The organism is Paenibacillus sp. OSY-SE (assembly GCF_000283315.1).
Lineage (GTDB): Bacteria > Bacillota > Bacilli > Paenibacillales > Paenibacillaceae > Paenibacillus_B > Paenibacillus_B profundus.
In genome coordinates this window covers 81,204-98,988 of record NZ_ALKF01000180.1, presented here as the reverse complement: position 1 = coordinate 98,988, position 17,785 = coordinate 81,204, and the positions used below count along the sequence as shown (strand labels likewise).

15 protein-coding genes are annotated in these 17,785 nt (G+C 44.6%); 11 read left to right on the top strand and 4 right to left on the bottom strand.

The window, feature by feature from the left end; genetic code table 11:
• From A372_RS38135 to A372_RS0114385, 5 genes are all read left to right on the top strand, one after another.
• Positions 1-562: hypothetical protein (locus tag A372_RS38135; RefSeq protein WP_036704235.1), on the top strand; the 562-nt coding region annotated here is incomplete at its 5' end.
• The gene (locus A372_RS0114395; RefSeq protein ID WP_019421566.1) at positions 562-1,125 is read left to right on the top strand and encodes a hypothetical protein; all 564 of its coding nucleotides are present in this window, start codon (positions 562-564) and stop codon (positions 1,123-1,125) included. The genes A372_RS38135 and A372_RS0114395, both read left to right, overlap by 1 nt.
• Before the next feature lie 108 nt (positions 1,126-1,233).
• Positions 1,234-1,407 carry a hypothetical protein gene (locus A372_RS37370; RefSeq protein ID WP_157259559.1) on the top strand — a complete coding sequence of 58 codons (174 nt, stop codon included), beginning with the start codon at positions 1,234-1,236 and terminating at the stop codon, positions 1,405-1,407.
• A gap of 615 nt (positions 1,408-2,022) precedes the next feature.
• Positions 2,023-2,379, top strand: a complete 357-nt coding sequence (locus A372_RS37970; RefSeq protein ID WP_192813612.1) for a hypothetical protein — start codon at positions 2,023-2,025, stop codon at positions 2,377-2,379.
• A 41-nt stretch (positions 2,380-2,420) separates the two neighbouring features.
• The gene (locus A372_RS0114385) at positions 2,421-3,662 is read left to right on the top strand and encodes a macrolide family glycosyltransferase (RefSeq protein WP_019421564.1); all 1,242 of its coding nucleotides are present in this window, start codon (positions 2,421-2,423) and stop codon (positions 3,660-3,662) included.
• A gap of 159 nt (positions 3,663-3,821) precedes the next feature.
• On the opposite strand, the gene nfi is transcribed toward A372_RS0114385, so the two are convergent.
• Positions 3,822-4,511 (bottom strand): deoxyribonuclease V, encoded by a 690-nt coding sequence (nfi, locus tag A372_RS0114380; RefSeq protein WP_019421563.1) that lies wholly within the window; start codon positions 4,509-4,511, stop codon positions 3,822-3,824.
• A 255-nt stretch (positions 4,512-4,766) separates the two neighbouring features.
• Between nfi and A372_RS0114375 the strand changes: the two genes are divergently transcribed.
• The 4 genes from A372_RS0114375 (at position 4,767) to A372_RS33960 (ending at position 9,773) form a co-directional block, all read left to right on the top strand.
• Positions 4,767-6,395, top strand: a complete 1,629-nt coding sequence (locus A372_RS0114375; RefSeq protein WP_019421562.1) for an ATP-binding protein — start codon at positions 4,767-4,769, stop codon at positions 6,393-6,395.
• Positions 6,392-7,114: a response regulator gene (locus A372_RS0114370; RefSeq protein WP_019421561.1), complete on the top strand. Its 723-nt coding sequence runs from the start codon at positions 6,392-6,394 to the stop codon at positions 7,112-7,114. Before A372_RS0114375 ends, A372_RS0114370 begins: the two co-directional genes overlap by 4 nt.
• A gap of 168 nt (positions 7,115-7,282) precedes the next feature.
• Positions 7,283-8,611 carry a citrate:proton symporter gene (locus A372_RS0114365; RefSeq protein WP_019421560.1) on the top strand — a complete coding sequence of 443 codons (1,329 nt, stop codon included), beginning with the start codon at positions 7,283-7,285 and terminating at the stop codon, positions 8,609-8,611.
• A gap of 841 nt (positions 8,612-9,452) precedes the next feature.
• On the top strand, positions 9,453-9,773 hold the full coding sequence (locus A372_RS33960) for a CbrC family protein (RefSeq protein WP_019421559.1): 321 nt from the start codon (positions 9,453-9,455) through the stop codon (positions 9,771-9,773).
• 220 nt (positions 9,774-9,993) lie between these two features.
• Here A372_RS33960 and A372_RS39080 read toward each other — a convergent pair whose 3' ends face one another.
• Positions 9,994-10,146, bottom strand: a complete 153-nt coding sequence (locus A372_RS39080) for a DUF5780 domain-containing protein (protein ID WP_272943471.1) — start codon at positions 10,144-10,146, stop codon at positions 9,994-9,996.
• Entirely contained in the window at positions 10,115-11,383 is a 1,269-nt protein-coding gene (locus tag A372_RS0114355; protein ID WP_019421558.1) for a hypothetical protein, read from the bottom strand. The genes A372_RS39080 and A372_RS0114355 overlap by 32 nt, the downstream gene beginning before the upstream one ends.
• A gap of 247 nt (positions 11,384-11,630) precedes the next feature.
• Here A372_RS0114355 and A372_RS0114345 point away from each other — a divergent pair, with 247 nt between their 5' ends.
• On the top strand, positions 11,631-12,227 hold the full coding sequence (locus A372_RS0114345) for a DUF4291 domain-containing protein (protein WP_019421556.1): 597 nt from the start codon (positions 11,631-11,633) through the stop codon (positions 12,225-12,227).
• A 409-nt stretch (positions 12,228-12,636) separates the two neighbouring features.
• On the opposite strand, the gene A372_RS0114340 is transcribed toward A372_RS0114345, so the two are convergent.
• Positions 12,637-15,810: a bifunctional cytochrome P450/NADPH--P450 reductase gene (locus A372_RS0114340; RefSeq protein WP_019421555.1), complete on the bottom strand. Its 3,174-nt coding sequence runs from the start codon at positions 15,808-15,810 to the stop codon at positions 12,637-12,639.
• Positions 15,811-16,039: 229 nt separating this feature from the next.
• Here A372_RS0114340 and A372_RS0114335 point away from each other — a divergent pair, with 229 nt between their 5' ends.
• On the top strand, positions 16,040-17,779 hold the full coding sequence (locus A372_RS0114335; RefSeq protein WP_019421554.1) for a sensor histidine kinase: 1,740 nt from the start codon (positions 16,040-16,042) through the stop codon (positions 17,777-17,779).
• Positions 17,780-17,785 lie beyond the last annotated feature (6 nt).

The following is a 17,785-nucleotide window of genomic DNA, read 5'->3' as shown; positions in this document are numbered from 1 at the left end:
ATACCGCGGCGACGGTCTGAATCTGTATGCGTATGTCGGGAACAACCCGATTAATTACGTGGACCCGAGCGGGTATAGCAGCCAGTCTGTTGGATGCGGTGGCGGCGGCAAGAAGGAAGGGCCTTTTGAGGGTACACAACAAGCTGACCAGAAAACCGAAAAGTTTTATCGGGTTATGTCTGAAAAAGAATTCATTAAGTTAGAGAAGAACGACGGGATTCTGACCAAACGAGTTGAAGGAAAAAGTGAACTCAAAATTACTGATGATCCACACTATGGTTCGGGAGATCTTTCTAAACGCAAGTCACAAAAATCGAGAAACTACACTCGTTTTGTTGAGTTTGAAGTTGAACCGGGTACAAAAGATACATTGATCAATCAATTTGGTGGAACTCATGAATCTACTCGAAATCATCCAGACTATTCTCATTTACCTGTACACAAAGACGGTCTCGTTGAAGTTAAATTTGAGAGAGGTGACGTTTTAAGTTTAGGTTTGGGATCAAGTGAAAAAGGTCTTGAGTTCTTCAATAAGCAAAGAGTTTCATGGAGGGAGAAATAATGCAAAGTAAAAGTTCTCTTGGAGATTTAGTGAGAATGTATAACGAAATGATGCAAACAGTAGTACGTGGAGAAGGACAAAAAGCACGAAAATTTTTTGGGGAACAAGTCCGTGCATTAAAACATGATGATGTTGAGCAAGATATTATCTCGTATATTAAAGAAAATCTTAAAACAAAACAGTGGAATAATGCTCCTGAATGGATAGGCTCAATACTCTATCATCCGTCTTCAAAATATATAGATTATCTTTTGAAGATATTGAACGAACCAAATCCTACAGCACCTCATTATTGGGCTTTAGACGTTATACAATATATGCCTGAAACCATTTCTGAACTTGCTTTACCCGAATTAAAAAAACTAGCGGAACATATTAATCAAGCTTGGTCTGCATCGGTTATTGAAAAATATTTTGAGACGATTGTATGGAATGATGAAAATGCAGAAGATTTTATTTCTACTTTGGTAGATTCATCTAACGAAAAAATTGCATATAGGGCTAAATACTGGATGGAGACTTTTGAGGTGGAAAGAAAAGAAGACGAGGAAGACAATGATTAACATGGTTCAATTTAGGCTGTCATAAACGACTAGTGCATCAAATACTACATAGATCGCTAAAGTTGTCTGCATTGAGAATCGTCTGAAAGGCAAAAAGATAGAGGGGCATTGGCACAATCAGCTTTTAAGTCTTACATGACAAAACAGACCGACAGCAGCAGCACCGTCACCTATTCCTATGAGGCGTTCAATCGGACCGCCAAGGTGGAGAAACCGGATGGCAGCCATATTCACCATGAGTACGACCCCGAGGGTTTCCCGCAGCGGCCTGCGCGAGAATAGCGTCACCAGCCGCTTCGTGTATGACGGTCGAGGCCTTGGCAGCTCAAACTGCGCCCATCATCAGTGAACAAGTAGACGACGGGGGACTGAGCTGGTATCCAATCAATCGTTATAAAGGCAAGACATGGGTATTAAATCCTGCGCAAAGCGGAAATCGTCATCCTTGACGGAGGCCACTCTGATATACGATGCAGTCAACGGAAAAAAAGTAGGAGCTTTACAGCCGCAAACCGTATCTATCCGCTCCGTAAAACACGATCAAAAGGACAGCGCTCGGCGAACATTTCAACATGGAAGGCAACCTGTGGATCAAGCGGCAAGAAAATTGGTGAAGTTTGTTGTTTTACAGGTATTGACATAAATAGTGGTCATGAATATAATAGTCATAGCAACTGTTTTGATCAAGGAAAGGGACATGCTATTGAGTAGTACCGTGATACTTAGGCTATGTCTCTTTTTCAAACAAATAGTTGCTATGACGAGTATTGTTTAAACAACTACTAATCCCAGGAGGTGTAAAAGAAATAAGCACAGAAGAGATAGGGATTTTCCATCCCCAGTACCGAGCGTTGACCATCGGCATCATTTGATATCCTGGGATTGGTGTTCTGGATTGTGCTTTCGTTAATCGCGCTCGCGCTAAGCATGACACTCCCTTCCTTTCGCAACATACCCGCACCTAAGACATCCGCTTTACAAGACAGTCACAAAGAAATATACGCCATACTGCTCGCTGTTGGAACAGGCATGCCGCTGAACGGGTTAGGCAGAATATCCGATTGGGTAGGAATAGCACTCGCGTTAAGTTTCCAATGGGGGATCTTCACCGGAGTCATGCTGGTATTGTCTCTCCAGCTATGCTTCGTCATTCTGAGCTTGCTCGCTTCTCTCCGCATTGCAACGGAGGCTCGCGACGTTCCACAGTCATCTCTTAATCAAACAGGAAGTTCAAATGCACAAGCTTCCTTGTAGAAAATATGTCATGTAGATTTCCATTATCGGAGGTGGAGAATTTGGCACGTGTATTGGTTGTCATCACTCCTGCTGAAGGACATGTCAATCCATCGTTGGGATTGGTTCAACAGTTGGTGAAATGCGGCGAAGAAGTCACTTATGTATGCACGGAAGAATATCGCAAACGGATTGAAGCAACTGGAGCGAAAGTCTTGACTTACACTTACGCCAGAGGATCATTCGCGGATGATCCTGTATTAAAGCCAATTGTATATAGACATCCCTATCAATTTATCCATATGGTGATGCGCGGCTTTATCGAGCCCGTCATTCCGGAGGTTCTCGCGCTGACCGAACAGAATTCGTACGACTATTTGATTTATGATTACTTATTAGGCTGGGGCGGTAAAATGATCGCGGAGAGGCTCGGCATCCCCGCAGTATGCTCCATCTCCTCATTTGTTTTCGTGAAGCCGCTTGGATCTGAACATGACGTGGATGGGTTGGATGATGGAGAGATACAATCCATCTATGAGTCAACGATGAACACAGCGCGGCAATTAGCTGACCGTTACCAACTGTCCGTACCTGCCATTCATGATATTGTCAAAGCTTATGGACGATTAAAGATCGTGCATACAAGCCGTTATTTTCAACCACAGGTGGAGGAGCTGGACGATAGCTATATATTCACAGGTTCCTCCATCGTACCTCGCACAGATGCACCCGATTTTTCGTTGGATCGACATCAGCTTCCCTATGCACATACCGTCTATATTTCGATGGGAAGCATTTTAAACAAAGACATTAACTTCTATAAGCTTTGCTTCGAGGCTTTTCGTGATGAACCGATTCAGTTTATTCTATCCTCTGGCAAAGGCACGGATATGGAGCCGCTCGCAGAGCATATTCCGGACAACTTCATCGTGAAGCCATACTTTCCGCAGTTGGAAGTGCTTCAGCAGGTTGATGCCTTTATTACTCATGCCGGCATGAACAGTACAAGCGAAGCACTATATTACGATGTTCCGCTAGTCATGATTCCATTAACATCCGATCAGCCTATGGTGGCACAGCAAGTACAGGAGCTTGGGGCAGGTGTTATCGTGGATAAGAACGAGCTTGCGCCAGCCGTGTTGAGAAATGCGCTCTTGGAAGTATTGAATCAATCGTCCTACAAGCAGCATGCCCGCGCCATCGGTGAATCTCTGCGCCAAGCTGGCGGATATGAGCGAGCTGCAGAGATGGTCATGAATGTTGTTAGCAAGGCTCAATCAGGGCCCATTCCTACACGAAATTGAATAAATCGTAGACTGTAATTGCAAGCGCTCAACGTCATTGACACGTTATAGGTTACACGCTTGATAAACTTAGAAGGCTTATTCCACTTGAAGTTGAGTAGGGGTAAGCCTTCTTTGCGTGTAGACGAAGCTTCGAAGGGCGGTAAATCGCCCTTCATTTTATTTTGGATCATTTTGAATGTTAGATAAAACCTTATTAACAAGTTGATCAGCTTGACGTGTAGTTTCCGGTAAACGATAGCGAGGCGAGAGTTTTAAAATCCATTCACAGGCTGTTTTTGAGGAAACACGATGACCAATCGACACGAAAATAGGTTTAATGTTGTCCTGAGTTCTTAGTACACTCCCAATAACCTCACAATTGTCAACTAATGGTGAATGAGCCCCTCTTTTTAGATCGGGGTCTTTGAACTCTCCTAATAACTTAGTTTTTCCACATCCTATTGTAGGAATGTCGAGCAGAACCCCTAAGTGACTCGCTAATCCAAATCGTCTGGGGTGAGCAATTCCCTGACCATCGCAGACGATTAGCTGAGGAAGGAGCTTTATTTGCTTAAGTGCTTTCATTATAGGAGGTAACTCCCTGAAGGAAAATAATCCGGGGATATAAGGGAAATCTACAGTGTCTTCGACTACTATTGATTCCATTAAACGTAATGAACTTGCTTCCAAAATAACTATTGCGGCAATTAATTTATCACTATGTTCGCTATACGCAACGTCTACTCCAGCAACATACTTGATTTCAGTGATTTTGTCTTCTTTTATAACTTTCAAAGATAATTCTTGTTGTAATTTAATGGCGTCCATTTCGCATAAATTCCATGGATGTTTTACTTTTTGTTCCATTTATAGACCTCCACAACTATTAGAATCCTAAGGAATCGCCGTACTTTACAAATATTACTCCGGTAATTATTATAACCGATCTGGATTGCCTTCACTTGTCTGAACAATCACGAAGACCAAAGAGGATTCATGTAGAATGATGCAGGGTTCCAAATTTCATCTACATCCGGTTTTTACTAAAATAGGACAATGATATAATAGGATTATTTAACCATAGCTAAAAAATAATTATTTCAACTTTTAGGAGTATAAAACATGAAGCGGTTTTCTAATATAAAATGTAATTTAAGACTGAAGATGATCTTGCTCATCAGTTTTTTGATTATTGGAATATGCTTTATTTTTGCTGTATTTCTAGAACGTTTTATATTGAATATGGCGGAGGATCAAACAGGAAAAAGAGCCTTAAGTCTTGCACATAGTGTCGCGAATATACCGGAAATTAGAGAAGCTTTTCAATTGGAAGAGCCTTCTGCAGTGATTCAAGCTATTGTTCAGCCGATCCAGCAGGAGTCAGGAGCTGAATTTATTGTTGTTGGGGATACAGACGAAATTAGACAATCCCATCCCAATTCGAACATTATCGGAGCGAAAATGGTAGGGAGTGATAATGACAGGGCCTTGCTTCATGGCGAGTCCTATGTATCAAAGAAGGAAGGAACGCTGGGGTTATCGATTCGGGGGAAGGTGCCCATTTTCTCGGAAGGGAAGATCGTGGGGATCGTGTCTGTCGGTTTTCTCAATAATGATGTACATCGAATCGTTGCGGACCAAAGCAAATCACTCTGGTTAACTTTAAGTATGATTATTCTATTTGGCATTTCCGGAGCTATCTTTATTGCTTATTATATCAAAAGATTATTGCATAATATGGAGCCTGAGGAGATTTCTCATTTGTATCTTCAGAAGGAAGCGATTTTGCAGTCTACGCATGAAGGAATTATCGCAGTGGATAATCATGGGGCGATTACGGCGATAAATAAAGCGGCCAAAGACATTCTGTTCACACAAATGGGGCAGAAACAAATGAATTATGTGGGCGCATCCATTAATGAGATTGTTCCTTCACTAAATATTGATGCGCATGTAAAACATAGAAGTCGATTGGTTAACCGGGAAATGGTGCTTGGCGAAGCTGTCGTTCTTGTCAACCAGACACCCATTTTAAGTGAAGATGCATCCACGGGGATCGTCTATACTTTCCGTAAAAAAACAGAGCTGGAAACCGTGACAGAGGAGCTTTCACGAATTAAACAATATGCGAATGCGCAGCGGGCACAAACGCATGAGTACTCCAATAAGCTGCATATCATACTTGGGCTTGTGCAAAACAATCGAAAAAATGAGGCGATCGATTTTATAAAGAAAGAAAGCAATATCCAGCAAGACAGGCTAACGTTTTTATCGGAGAAAGTAGCTGACCCTATGATTCAGGCCTTATTTCAAGGGAAGTTCAACCAAGCCAATGAGCTTGGCATTTCTATGGTCATTCATCCAGACAGCCGGTTCGATTATCCATTTTCAGAGGGGAAACAGGATGCGCTGTTAACCGCGCTGGGCAACGTGATCGAAAATGCATTGGAATCGGTAAAACAAAAGGAAGGCGGTCAGCGCAAGGTTTCCATCTTTTTTACTGATATTGGGGACGATTGTATTTTTGAAATTGAAGATTCGGGCTCGGGGGTGGCTGAAAAGAAGTTCACTCGCATCTTTGAACAAGGATTTTCAACGAAGAAGGGCAGCCATAGAGGAACAGGCCTGGCTCTTACGAAGCTGATGCTGAATGGCGTTGGTGGCGAGATATTGTTAGAAGAAGGGGAAGGGGAGCTCGGAGGAGCTTGTTTTATGATCATCATACCAAAGGACGGAAGGGGATCGCTGTGAAGGACCTATTTTCGGTGCTTATTATCGAGGATGATTTTAGAGTCGCTGACATTCATCGTCAATATGTTGAAAAAACAGCCGGCTTTGCCGTTCAATACATAGCCAAGAGCAGAAGAGAAGCGTTAGATTATCTTGAAAACAGTGAAACGATTCCGGATATCTTTTTATTGGATTTATATATACCCGATGTGGAAGGGATGGATCTCTTCTGGAAGATTCGTCATTCTTACCATGAAGCCGACATCATCATCGTCACTGCTGAAAAGGAAGTAAAGTCCATTCAGGAAGCTCTTCGCGGCGGCGTGTTTGATTATATCGTTAAGCCTGTAGGTGAGGAGCGCTTTAGTCAAACATTATTAAAATATAAAGAGTACTGGAGCATCCTGCACTCCAAAAAGGAAATGGAACAAGGCGATATCGATGCTTTGTTTGGCTTTCACCGTGTTCCTGATTCTTCCGCAAGGGTTGATGCAGCTCTTCCTAAAGGAATTGACTCTCTTACTTTAGACAAGATTCATCGCGTATTCACAACAACAGAAATGGATGGAATTACGGCTGTTGAATTAAGCTCCGAGCTAGGCATTAGCCGTTCTACTGCGCGGCGTTATTTAGAATATTTAGTTTCTCTTAAAATGGTAAAAACGAAGCTCATCTATGGCACGGTAGGAAGGCCGGAACGAAGATATATCATCTGTGAAACTTATGAACAAAATCATTAAAATGAGTAATATTGTTTTTATGTTCACAATATATATCCTCCACTTCATCTGTGATAAATTTCATACTAATCTAAAAAGGATTATGGTTTTACATTGAATTGTAAACGCATTCATCCGATGTGGAATGAGGTTACGTGTGAAACGCGGCTATCACGGAAAGGGGATATCATGTTGAGTCTTAGTTTGATTGGTCTGATTACGATTTTAATTATTGTCACATTGCTTATCAGCGGAAAAGTGATTCCGATTGTTGCCATGGTTATACCACCGATTCTAGGCGCATTAATAGCGGGTTATAGTTTCGTGGAAATTGGCAGCTTTTTTGGAAATGGCGTAAGCTCTGTCATCAATGTTGCGATTATGTTTATTTTTGCGATTATCTTTTTTGGCATTATGCAGGACGTTGGACTTTTTGATCCATTAATTAATAAAATGGTCGCTTTTTCACGCGGAAGCGTGATCACCGTTAGTGTCGGAACCGTCGTGGTGGCAGCGATTGCCCATTTAGACGGATCGGGCGCTTCGACCTTTTTAATTACCATTCCTGCGCTTTTACCCGTTTATAAGCGTTTAAAAATGAATCCCTATTTGTTGCTCCTATTAGTTGGGGGAAGCGCAAGTATCATGAATATGATTCCGTGGGCTGGTCCTTTAGGACGAACAGCTACCGTCTTGGAAACGGATGTCACGGAATTATGGAAGCCGCTTATTCCTATCCAAATCATCGGCATGATTCTCATGATTGCTTTAGCCGTTCTTCTAGGCATAAGGGAGAAGAGAAGAATCATCCGAAATTATGGTTCGTTAGAGGTTGCGGCATCTCTTGAAGCGACAGCGGTAGCGCAGGAAGCTTCCGTCAAGACCGAGCAGGCGAATGGCCTGGCTCGTCCTAAATTGCTTTGGGTCAATGCTTGCCTGGCCTTAACGGTAGTCGGCGTGCTTGTGGCCGGAATCATCCCGGCAGGCTTGGCTTTCATGATTGGGGTAAGTATTGCGTTGCCGCTTAACTTCTTCAAAGTAAATGATCAGATGGAGAGATTGCGCGCGCATGCGCCCAATGCTCTTACCATGGCGTCAATCATTCTTGCAGCCGGCTTATTTTTAGGAATACTAAACGGGACCGGAATGCTCAATGCAATTGCCAATGACGCCGTTAAGGTGCTTCCGGGAACCATTGCTCCTTATCTGCATATTATCGTCGGTTTGTTGGGTGTGCCGTTTGATTTAATATTAAGCACGGATGCGTACTACTTTGCGCTGCTGCCCGTGGTCGATCAGATTGCTTCTAGCTTTGGAGTCGCTTCGTTATCCACGGCGTATGCCATGGTTATCGGTAATATCGTCGGCACGTTCGTGAGCCCGCTTTCACCAGCTCTTTGGCTTGCGTTAGGTTTAGCTGGACTGGAAATGGGACGTCATATCCGCTACTCTCTTTTCTGGATATGGGGAATTAGCATCATCCTCGTAGTAATAGCCACATTAATTGGAATTATTTAATTATTAGTAATAGTGACTAATTTTCACAGTTATAAGGAGATAGGACTATTATCATTCCGTACGGCCCGGTTTGTTGAGGTGAACGATCTCAAATGGGAACAGGCAGAGGATGTAAGTTGGCAGTATATGTTAAAGACCTGAGTTCATCTTGGGTCTTTTTTATATGCTTTTATATATCTTGCCAATGGTCAAAACGGATTCTGATTAGAGGGGAGAGTACCGTCGAAAGACTCGGCTGGAGAGCCCTCGATTCTGACCCAATGGGAGAATGCAGCAAAGCATGTTCGCCCCTCACTCCATTACCCTATTCACAACACCGCTGGATGTCTGTGGTATCAGGGGGCATTGCATCAGATAGCTCTGCTGTCCGAGAGTCTGCGCTCAGCTTAACGCGATCCATACCATGACAGCCACCATGAACAGATAGAACGGCAGATAGCTTCCTTCTACAGTGGAGGGCTGCTTGGGGGTATTAGTGTTTTTGCATATGACAATTTCAATCCAAATATTTTAGATGAGACACTCAGACTTAGAACTACTATTAAATTGCCTTCTCGCTTTATTGTAATAGCAGAACCACCACAAAGCATTATTGTTATAGATACGGAAAACACGCCATCTGTTATATGGTGTGACGCCACCGATGTAGAAGGACTTCAGAACTTGTCCTTTGTTACACCATCTCAAACATGGAACACCTTTTCAGAATTTTTTATGGGACTAATTGAAGATGAAGAGGATGAACGAGGGGAATAATTTATTGGAATAAATTCTACCTGCTTAAGGTTTAATAGGCTAATGGCTGCTGTCGGTTACGTTCAATGATGATACAAATGAGTATATGTATTTTGTTGATTATGATAAAGTTGAGCGTATTGATGATGAAAGTTTAGAAGAATTAATCTTCCGTACACCTGGTTACGTAGCGTGGCAAGAGCCACAGTGGTTAAGTCATTGCGATGAATATTGTATTTTTATTGGATATTTGAATAAAAATGAACTGCATGGCATGAAAGAGGATTTAAAAGATGAAATTAGACGCTTAGAGGAGAATTACGGTTTATCTTTAAACAAAATAGGAGATGATATAGGATTGTTAGGATTGTATTTATTCCAATGTCCAAAATGTGGTCAGTATAGATTGCATTTTGATCATACCTAAAAAAGAAAACAAATATTTGGGGTGGGAATTGGCAAATCAATGGATTGCGCTTGGAAGAATCAAATCTAAAAAGGATTAATACATCTAATAGAAAAAAGAATATCATCAAAGTTAAGCTGAGAAGCAGAAGCTCTAAAACATCATCTAAAAGATTATGTTAACGAATAAATATGATTATTGAAAAGGTTCGAGAGTCTTCCCGGATTCTCGAACCCTTCTATTATTGTATTGAATATTGATAGTACTCATTCTCCCACTTGGAGCCGTCGTAGTATTCGACTTCTTTCACACAAGCGATGAATTTGACAGCTTTAATTATGGACCAGCGCCTCGATTGATTTCTACAAACTCCCCAATGCCACGACCTCTCCACTGGTTGCGTTCACAGCGTACTGACAGTCTAATTTCCCGCACAACACATACTTCTTCTGTCCTGGATCATACACATAGACGGGCGTTAATTCGATGAATTCCGTGAGCTTGGCATAGGCTTCGTCTTTACTTACGGTAATATCTCCTTGCACCTGAAACTCGTCGAACATACTGAGCAATGGCTTGTTATCCATATAATTAATGACCTCATGCCGGTTGGCATCGATGAACAACAGCAGCTTGCGCTGGAACACGCGTTTGGTCGGTTTATTCTCTCGCAATAACGCTTGAATATAGCTTTTTTCACGATGCAAAGTCTTGAGCACCCATTGCCTGGAATCGTTCGGATAGAGTTGACGCAACCCTTCTTTTACCGCAATAATACACTTCTCTTGCTCAGCCTCAGTGAACGGGAAGGTATCAGGATGAGGTTCACATGCGAGTGCTTGTTCAATGGTGACTTCCTCGCGCTGATCTATGTCTACTCTCTCGAACGGCCGTGTACTCGGCAGCTCCCACTCGATAACCTTATCTATGTTCAAGCGTGATCTTGTTTGCACAATGAACTCAAATGGGATCGCAGCCGTTCCATCGTTCGTAACATAGATTTCCTCGATCCCATAGAGCGGAAGGAGACACTGCTCTTCGTCAACGGGATACTCGATCAACTGCAATTGCTTCTTGGCTAGTAGCTCCACATCTTCAAGGGACAGCGAATAGGTCTCTTCTTGTATGATTGATGTAGGAGGAAAATGTCCGTACACCGAATATTGTACGAGCTTCCCATCTTCATCGAATCGAATCTCAATATGTCCGGAGGGGGAGACGGGAATACCGTCCACACACTCGTTGAAATGGAATGCGCCTTCTTGTTCCTTCAATAGTTGAAACTGCTCGCCGTAGACAATCCCTGCTTCCGCCGCAACCCATTTGATAATTTCATCCAAGCTGATGTCTTGATAGGTTGGCCCATTGGCATAAGACTTTCCTTGGACAAAGATAACACTCTTATATTGGCGAGCACCCAAGTCATATTGAATGACTGCAGCACCTGCTGGATTCAGTCCTTCCTCTTCCTGCTCCGTGATATGAGAAGGATACCATTCCATACTCAAGCTGTAGATCGTATCATTGAACATATTTACGTCCCGATACAGCTCGTGAGAATGCAGATAGTAGTTGTCTAAGCCAAATTTGTGCCGTGTGGCAGCTATAATTCCTTCGATTGTGATGTCCATGCCTTGCACCTCGTTGTCATGATGCTTCTATTATATCATGTTCATCTCGAACTCAATTATGCGAGAAATATCGTTCTGAATGCTACAAAAAAATAATTCAATTGAAATAGGAACAAATATATCGAGCAGCCAGCACATCCTAACTTTGGAGGTTAGGAGCAGATAATGACTTACTTAGACACGGATTTAGAAAAAATGCCAAAAGAAGAGATAGAGAATAATGATTTGAATAAGGGAGAGAAAAATAATGAAAGAAATTGATAATAGCAAGAAAGTCCTAGCCCAATTTAACGAAAATACAATTAGAGTGTATCAAGCCTATAATAATAAAATCGCAGATGAAGCCGTAAGATTAGGGACGTTTGGTCCATCCTTCAAAATAGAAAGAATGACTTGGATAAAACCATCGTTTCTATGGATGATGTATAGGTCAGGGTGGGCAACGAAAAAGGACCAAGAGAGGATATTGGCAATCGATATTAAACGAACAGGGTTCCATGATCTTCTTGAGAATGCAGTGCTAGCAAAATTTAAGGAAGGCGTACACGGGTCGAATGAAAATTGGAAGTCTCAGCTTAGAATCTCAGAGGTTAGATGCCAGTGGGACCCGGATAGAGATATATATGGGAATCCTTTGGATAGGCGGGCTATTCAATTAGGTTTAAAGGGCAACATGGTTAAAAATTACGTTAATGATTGGATTGTAAAAATTACTGATATTACAGAGGAGGTGAGAGGGCTAAGGGAATCAATCCAATCACAAACATTTGAAGCGAGCATGCTGCCTAGTGAACGAGAATATCCTTTGGAAGAAGGTACAAGGACGATACTTGGAGTAGAATAAAGAACAATCGTATTATGCTGCAATATAAACAATTGTAAATCGGATAACTTTTAGCCATAGTTTCTGCTTTTTCAGCCAGTCCATTGGATTTTGTGCAATGAAAGCAGCCTATCTACCTCTTTACGTGATGCTTCATTGGAAATCATCCAATGCGATTCAATGATTTTTCACTTATTGCGCAACATTTGGCAGAAAAATTCCAAATCCATTGGATCAAATGCAGTCTGCATGCCGTTTACATGCTACATTCTGACTTTCTACTGCATGAAATCCAATGGGGCTGCTGTGTGACCGCGAAAAACAAGATACGCCACAGCTTCTATATGCGGATTAGCCAAGCCCGAGGACCTGATCAACGAGAGAGCAGCCGAGGGTTAACCACCCCTCGGCTGCTCCGTCACTACATATCTTAAATGCCCGCCCACACATCCTTGGCGTAAAGCCCTTCGGTCTGAAGACGCTCCACCCATTGCTTCGCTTCCGCTGCGCCGACTCCGTGAACGTCTTGATAGGCTTGTTGCAAGGTTGCCTCGACATCGGGCGCCATTTTGCTGCCGTCTCCGCACACATAGAGCCGTCCGCCCTGATCCAAGATGCCGATTAGCTCCCGCGCATGCTGCTGCATCAAATGCTGAACATACGTCTTCGGCTGCCCTTGCTTCCGGGAAAATGCGGTGTGGACCGTCACCAGCCCCTCTTGTTCGAACTGTCCCAGCTCCTCACGGTAGATCTCGTCCGCTTCGTTGCGGCAGCCGAAATAGAGATGCGCTTCGCCAAGCGCTTTTCCTTGCTCTTTCAGCGCGTGGCGAGCCTGCAGGAATCCCCGGAATGGCGCAACCCCGGTCCCCGGTCCGACCATAATGATGGGGACTTCCGAATTCTCGGGAAGCTGGAAGCCGGACTCCGGGGTGCGGACGAACATGACAATGGCTTCTCCCGGCTGCTGTCCGGCAAGATAGTTGGAGGCCACGCCCCGGTATTCGCCTTTGCCGCTCCATGCCGGTCCGCGCACGACGCCAACGGTAATGCTGGCTTGTTCCGGCTGCACGCGCGGCGAGCTGGATATCGAATAGTATCGCGCCTTCAGCGGAGGCAGAAGCTCCAAGAAGCGTCCGAACGGCAATTCGCAGGCTTCGTATTTTTCCAGCAAATCAAGCATCGTCAACCGCTTCTGGAGAACGTTCGTCTTGTACGCCTCTTCCTCCAGCAAAGCTTCCAGCTCCCGCTTATGTGGCGGACATACGGTGAAGGCCGCCAGCTCCCGCAGCTGCGCCCGGGTCGCCGCTTCCTGCAATTCCACGCTGTGACTCAGCAGGTCGTCTAAGCTTACCGGGCGATCCAGCGGCAGGTGAGCCGCACTCCGTCCGGTCGCATTCAGCACGACATGGTCGTTGCCATCCATGCCGAATCGGCGCAAGACACGTTCGATGAGCTCCTTCCGATTCCGAGGCAGAACCCCTAAATGATCGCCCTCTTGATACGAAATCCCTTCCGGGAGCGCGATCTCGATATGGCGGGTGCTGCGCTCGCTGCTTTCTGCTTGCAGCTCGCGATTGTCCGCCACCTTGGCATACGTCGCATCGTATGTTTCGGCAAGCGGGGTTCCGATGAACCCGCTGACGTACTGCACGGTGAGCGTGCCGCTTTCCCTCTCTGTCTTCTCATTCATCTTCAGACCCAGCGCGGTCATCACATCCGGCCATAGATGCTCGCGCCAGCTCTCCACCTGCATCTCGAAATCGCCGCTGGCGTCTCCTTCGCCTCGCGGAGTAAGCCTCGCGGCTCCTTTGGAAGCAAGCTGATCATCTATAAAGCGGGGAACCTCTTGATACGTGCTGACCCAGTTGTGGTCCCCGCAGCCAAAGACGGCATAACGCACGCCCTCTAGCTCCCCAGACTCCACTTCCTGCAACCACTGGACAAACTTTTGCGCATTGCTTGGCGGTTTGCCGTTATAAGATGCCGATACAATATAAACGGCGCCCTGCTTAGGCAATTTCCCCACATATTCGTTCAACGGCGCGACCTCGCTCCGAAATCCTTGATACCGGGCCGTATCGGCCATTTCCCGGGCAATTCCTTCGGCCGTGCCGAGATTGGAGCCATATAGCACTAGCAAAGGAGTATTGTGAGCCTCCACTGGATTGGGGGAAGCTTGTTCAGCCGATTTCTTTTCCTGTGCTCGCGTCTCTGCTGCGCCTGCTAACGTGTAGCCGACTTGTCCGCCACGGGGACGCACCCGCATCGTGAAGCCATCGGGCTTCAGCGTCAACGTTTCCTTGACCTTCAATTGGTAATTGGAATGATCGATAATCTCAAAATGCTTTAATACCATCCCGAGCACGAGCGTCGCCTCTTGAAGGGCGAACTGCTGCCCGATGCATGCCCGTTGTCCGTTGCCGAACGGCTTATAGGCATGATGAGGAATCCGGCTAGGATCCTCGAACCGCTCTGGACGGAACTCCTCGACATCCTCTCCCCAGACCTCGGTATCCCGATGCAGCTTGGGAATCAGCACATTGACGCTTTCCCCTTGCTTCAACGGGTATTTTCCGGCCAACATCGTATCTTCCTTGGCATATAAGGCGAAGGCCGGGGCCGTGGGCCACAGGCGCAGCGATTCACTCAAAATCATGCGGATGTATTTCAAGTTCCTTACCTCGGTATAAGACGGAACCGGTTCCATAAGAACGCGATCGACCTCTTCATATGCCTGGTGAAGCTTGTCGGGATTCTTCAAAAGATAATACAACGCGAAGGACAACAATCCGCTTGTCGTTTCGTGTCCGGCAATCAGAAACGTAATAATCTGATAGCGGATGTTTTCATCATCCAGCGCTTCTCCAGTCTCGGGGTCTTTTCCGTTCAGCATATGGGCCAATAAATCATTTCCGTCCTGATCGCCCTGGGCCTTGCGTTCCGCAATGATTCTATCCACTAAGGAAAACATCGCCTGCATGTCGTGCATGAACTGACGTTTCGTAATAACCATCAGCTTATCTTGAATGCCTAGACGCTGAAGCTGACTCATCGATTCGTCCAGCGCCCGAACCATGCTGGTGATGAATGGATGCTGTTGTTCTCTGTAGAAGCTGTTGAAGCGGTAATTGAAGCCGCACAGCCCGATTGTATCCAAAGTCAGGCGGGTCATGTCTTCCGGCACATTGACGCTTTCATCCGGATTCAGACGCGACCACTTCTGAATCAGTTGCACCGCTAAATCCACCATCATTTCGTGATATCCGCGCATGGCCGTCTGGCTGAAGCTCGGAAGCAAAATGTTGTGTGCTTTCTGCCAATTGGGCTCCTCCGTTTCGGCCGTGAACAAACCATCTTTCGTGAACGAACGCACCTTCTGCAGAGGCGCCCACACCTTTTTGTCGAAGCGGGACTCGTCACAAGCATCTTCCACCAACTCATGACCTGAGATGAAGATCTCGCTTCTGCCGGGTAAATCCATGCGAAATATTGTTCCATGCTCCTCAGCCAGCTTGACGAGTGACTGAACAGGCGCATCCAGGTTGATTTGGGGCAAGTTGCCCAACGGTCCAAATGTTTTTGGCTGTGGAATTGCAATGGTCATAGCAATTGGCCTCCCTAGTGTTGGAATATGATGAGTATATAATCCGCGACATCTTAATATCCCCTCATTTGTTAATATTACCCGAATTTATGAGGGGGAATCGGTTCTTTGAAGAGACGTAAATTAGCGCTGTGATTTATTGACATGGGAGTTGCAAATTAAACATGCTATTATGAGGTTGATCAATTCAGTTATTTTCTTTAATACGGGGTAACTAGGGGGGAACAACATGAACTGGCTCAAAAGAAGTTTGTTCAGCAAATTGTTAATAGGGATGCTATTAGCAGCCGTTGTTCCATTTTCATTGTCCAATTTGATTGCCTATCAGACCACCTCGAGTTCGATGAAGCAGCAATTAATTGAACTCAACCACAATTCCATGGAAATCATTTCGAATCACCTCAAGCTGTACTTTCAAGAACTGAATATGTTGTCAGGCTCCTTTTATGTAGATCCGCAGCTCATGAGTTATTTAAGATCGGAATACACGCCCCCTCTGCAATCGTTGTACATAAATAACAAAGTGAACGCCATGTATATTAGCCGCCCCGAGTTCCATGCCGTGCGCTATATCAGCCATCTGAAAAAACAAGCCTTTACTTCATCCGATGTCGGGAATAGCGAGCTAGAGAGACTGCTGCAAGATGATGACCGCCATATAAACGCCGAATCAACTCGATATGACGTTAAACAAATGGGGAATAAACAAGTTCTGCTCATTCAGAAGAACCTTATCGACTATCCCAAATCGACCATACTCGGCACGTTAAATATGTATATCGGACAAGGGGAAATCGATAAATTGATTCATTCTCAGCTTTCTGCTGACGATGCGTATTTTTTGCTTATTAAAAATGAACAGCAGCTGCTTTATAGTTCCAGAGAAGACGCTAACGGCGCAGTCTATATTCAAACCAAGCTTCAAGGTGGCAGAGGTTCATTCGAGGGCGAGTTCAACGGCAAAGAAGGAGTATATATTTATGTGCGCAACCAGTACAAGGATTTTCCGTTCACCTTAGTTAAATTCGTCCCGGCTGCAGTAATCTATCAATCCGCTCACCAGACTCTTAATCGCTCTTTGCTGATTCAATTCATTGCCATAGCCTTTGTTATTCTGTTAGCGATGGTATTGTCCTATTTCACGATATTGCCAGTTAAAAGGCTGATTCGTAATATCGCTAGAGTTGAGAATGGAAGGTTTGACATTCAGAAGGGCAACAAGCGGACAGATGAGTTGGGTTTGCTAGAAGACCGTTTTTACGTCATGGTTCGTAATTTGGATGACTTGATGAATCGGGAATACCGCTATCGGCTAGAGCTGTCAACGGCACAGTTAAAAATGCTGCAGGCTCAAATCAATCCGCATTTTCTATATAACGCCTTGCAATCTATCGGTACGGAAGCGTTAAAGCACGGGGCCTATGAAATGAGTGACAAAATCTCCGAATTGGGATCGATTTTAAGATATAGCATGGATTTCCAAACGGAAATCGTGATGTTGGAGCTGGAACTAAAGCATATCGAAGACTATATGTCACTGCAAATGGGTCGATTCAAAAACAAATTGTCCTATACATTGTCTTGTCCTCCTGAAGCTCGCCCGATGAAGGTTCCTAAAATGCTGCTTCAGCCTTTGATAGAAAATAGCATTGTGCATGGCATCGAAAAAGGAAGCGGTTTCGGATTCGTACACCTTGATATCGAATGCGATACTGAGGATTCGGCGTATATGCTTCGTATTCGGGTCATTGATAATGGAAAAGGAATCACGCCTGATACGATGGAGGCCATTCGCCAGAAATATGCGGAGGACAAGCTGCACTACGGGCAAAATGGAATCGGGCTGATTAACGTGCTGCAGCGGTTGCGCTTATGTTACGGCTCGGATTTTATATGGGAAATGAGCAGTGTTCCTTATGAAGCGACCATCATTTCGTTGTATATAAACATAAATCAGAATGAGGGGTAGGAGACG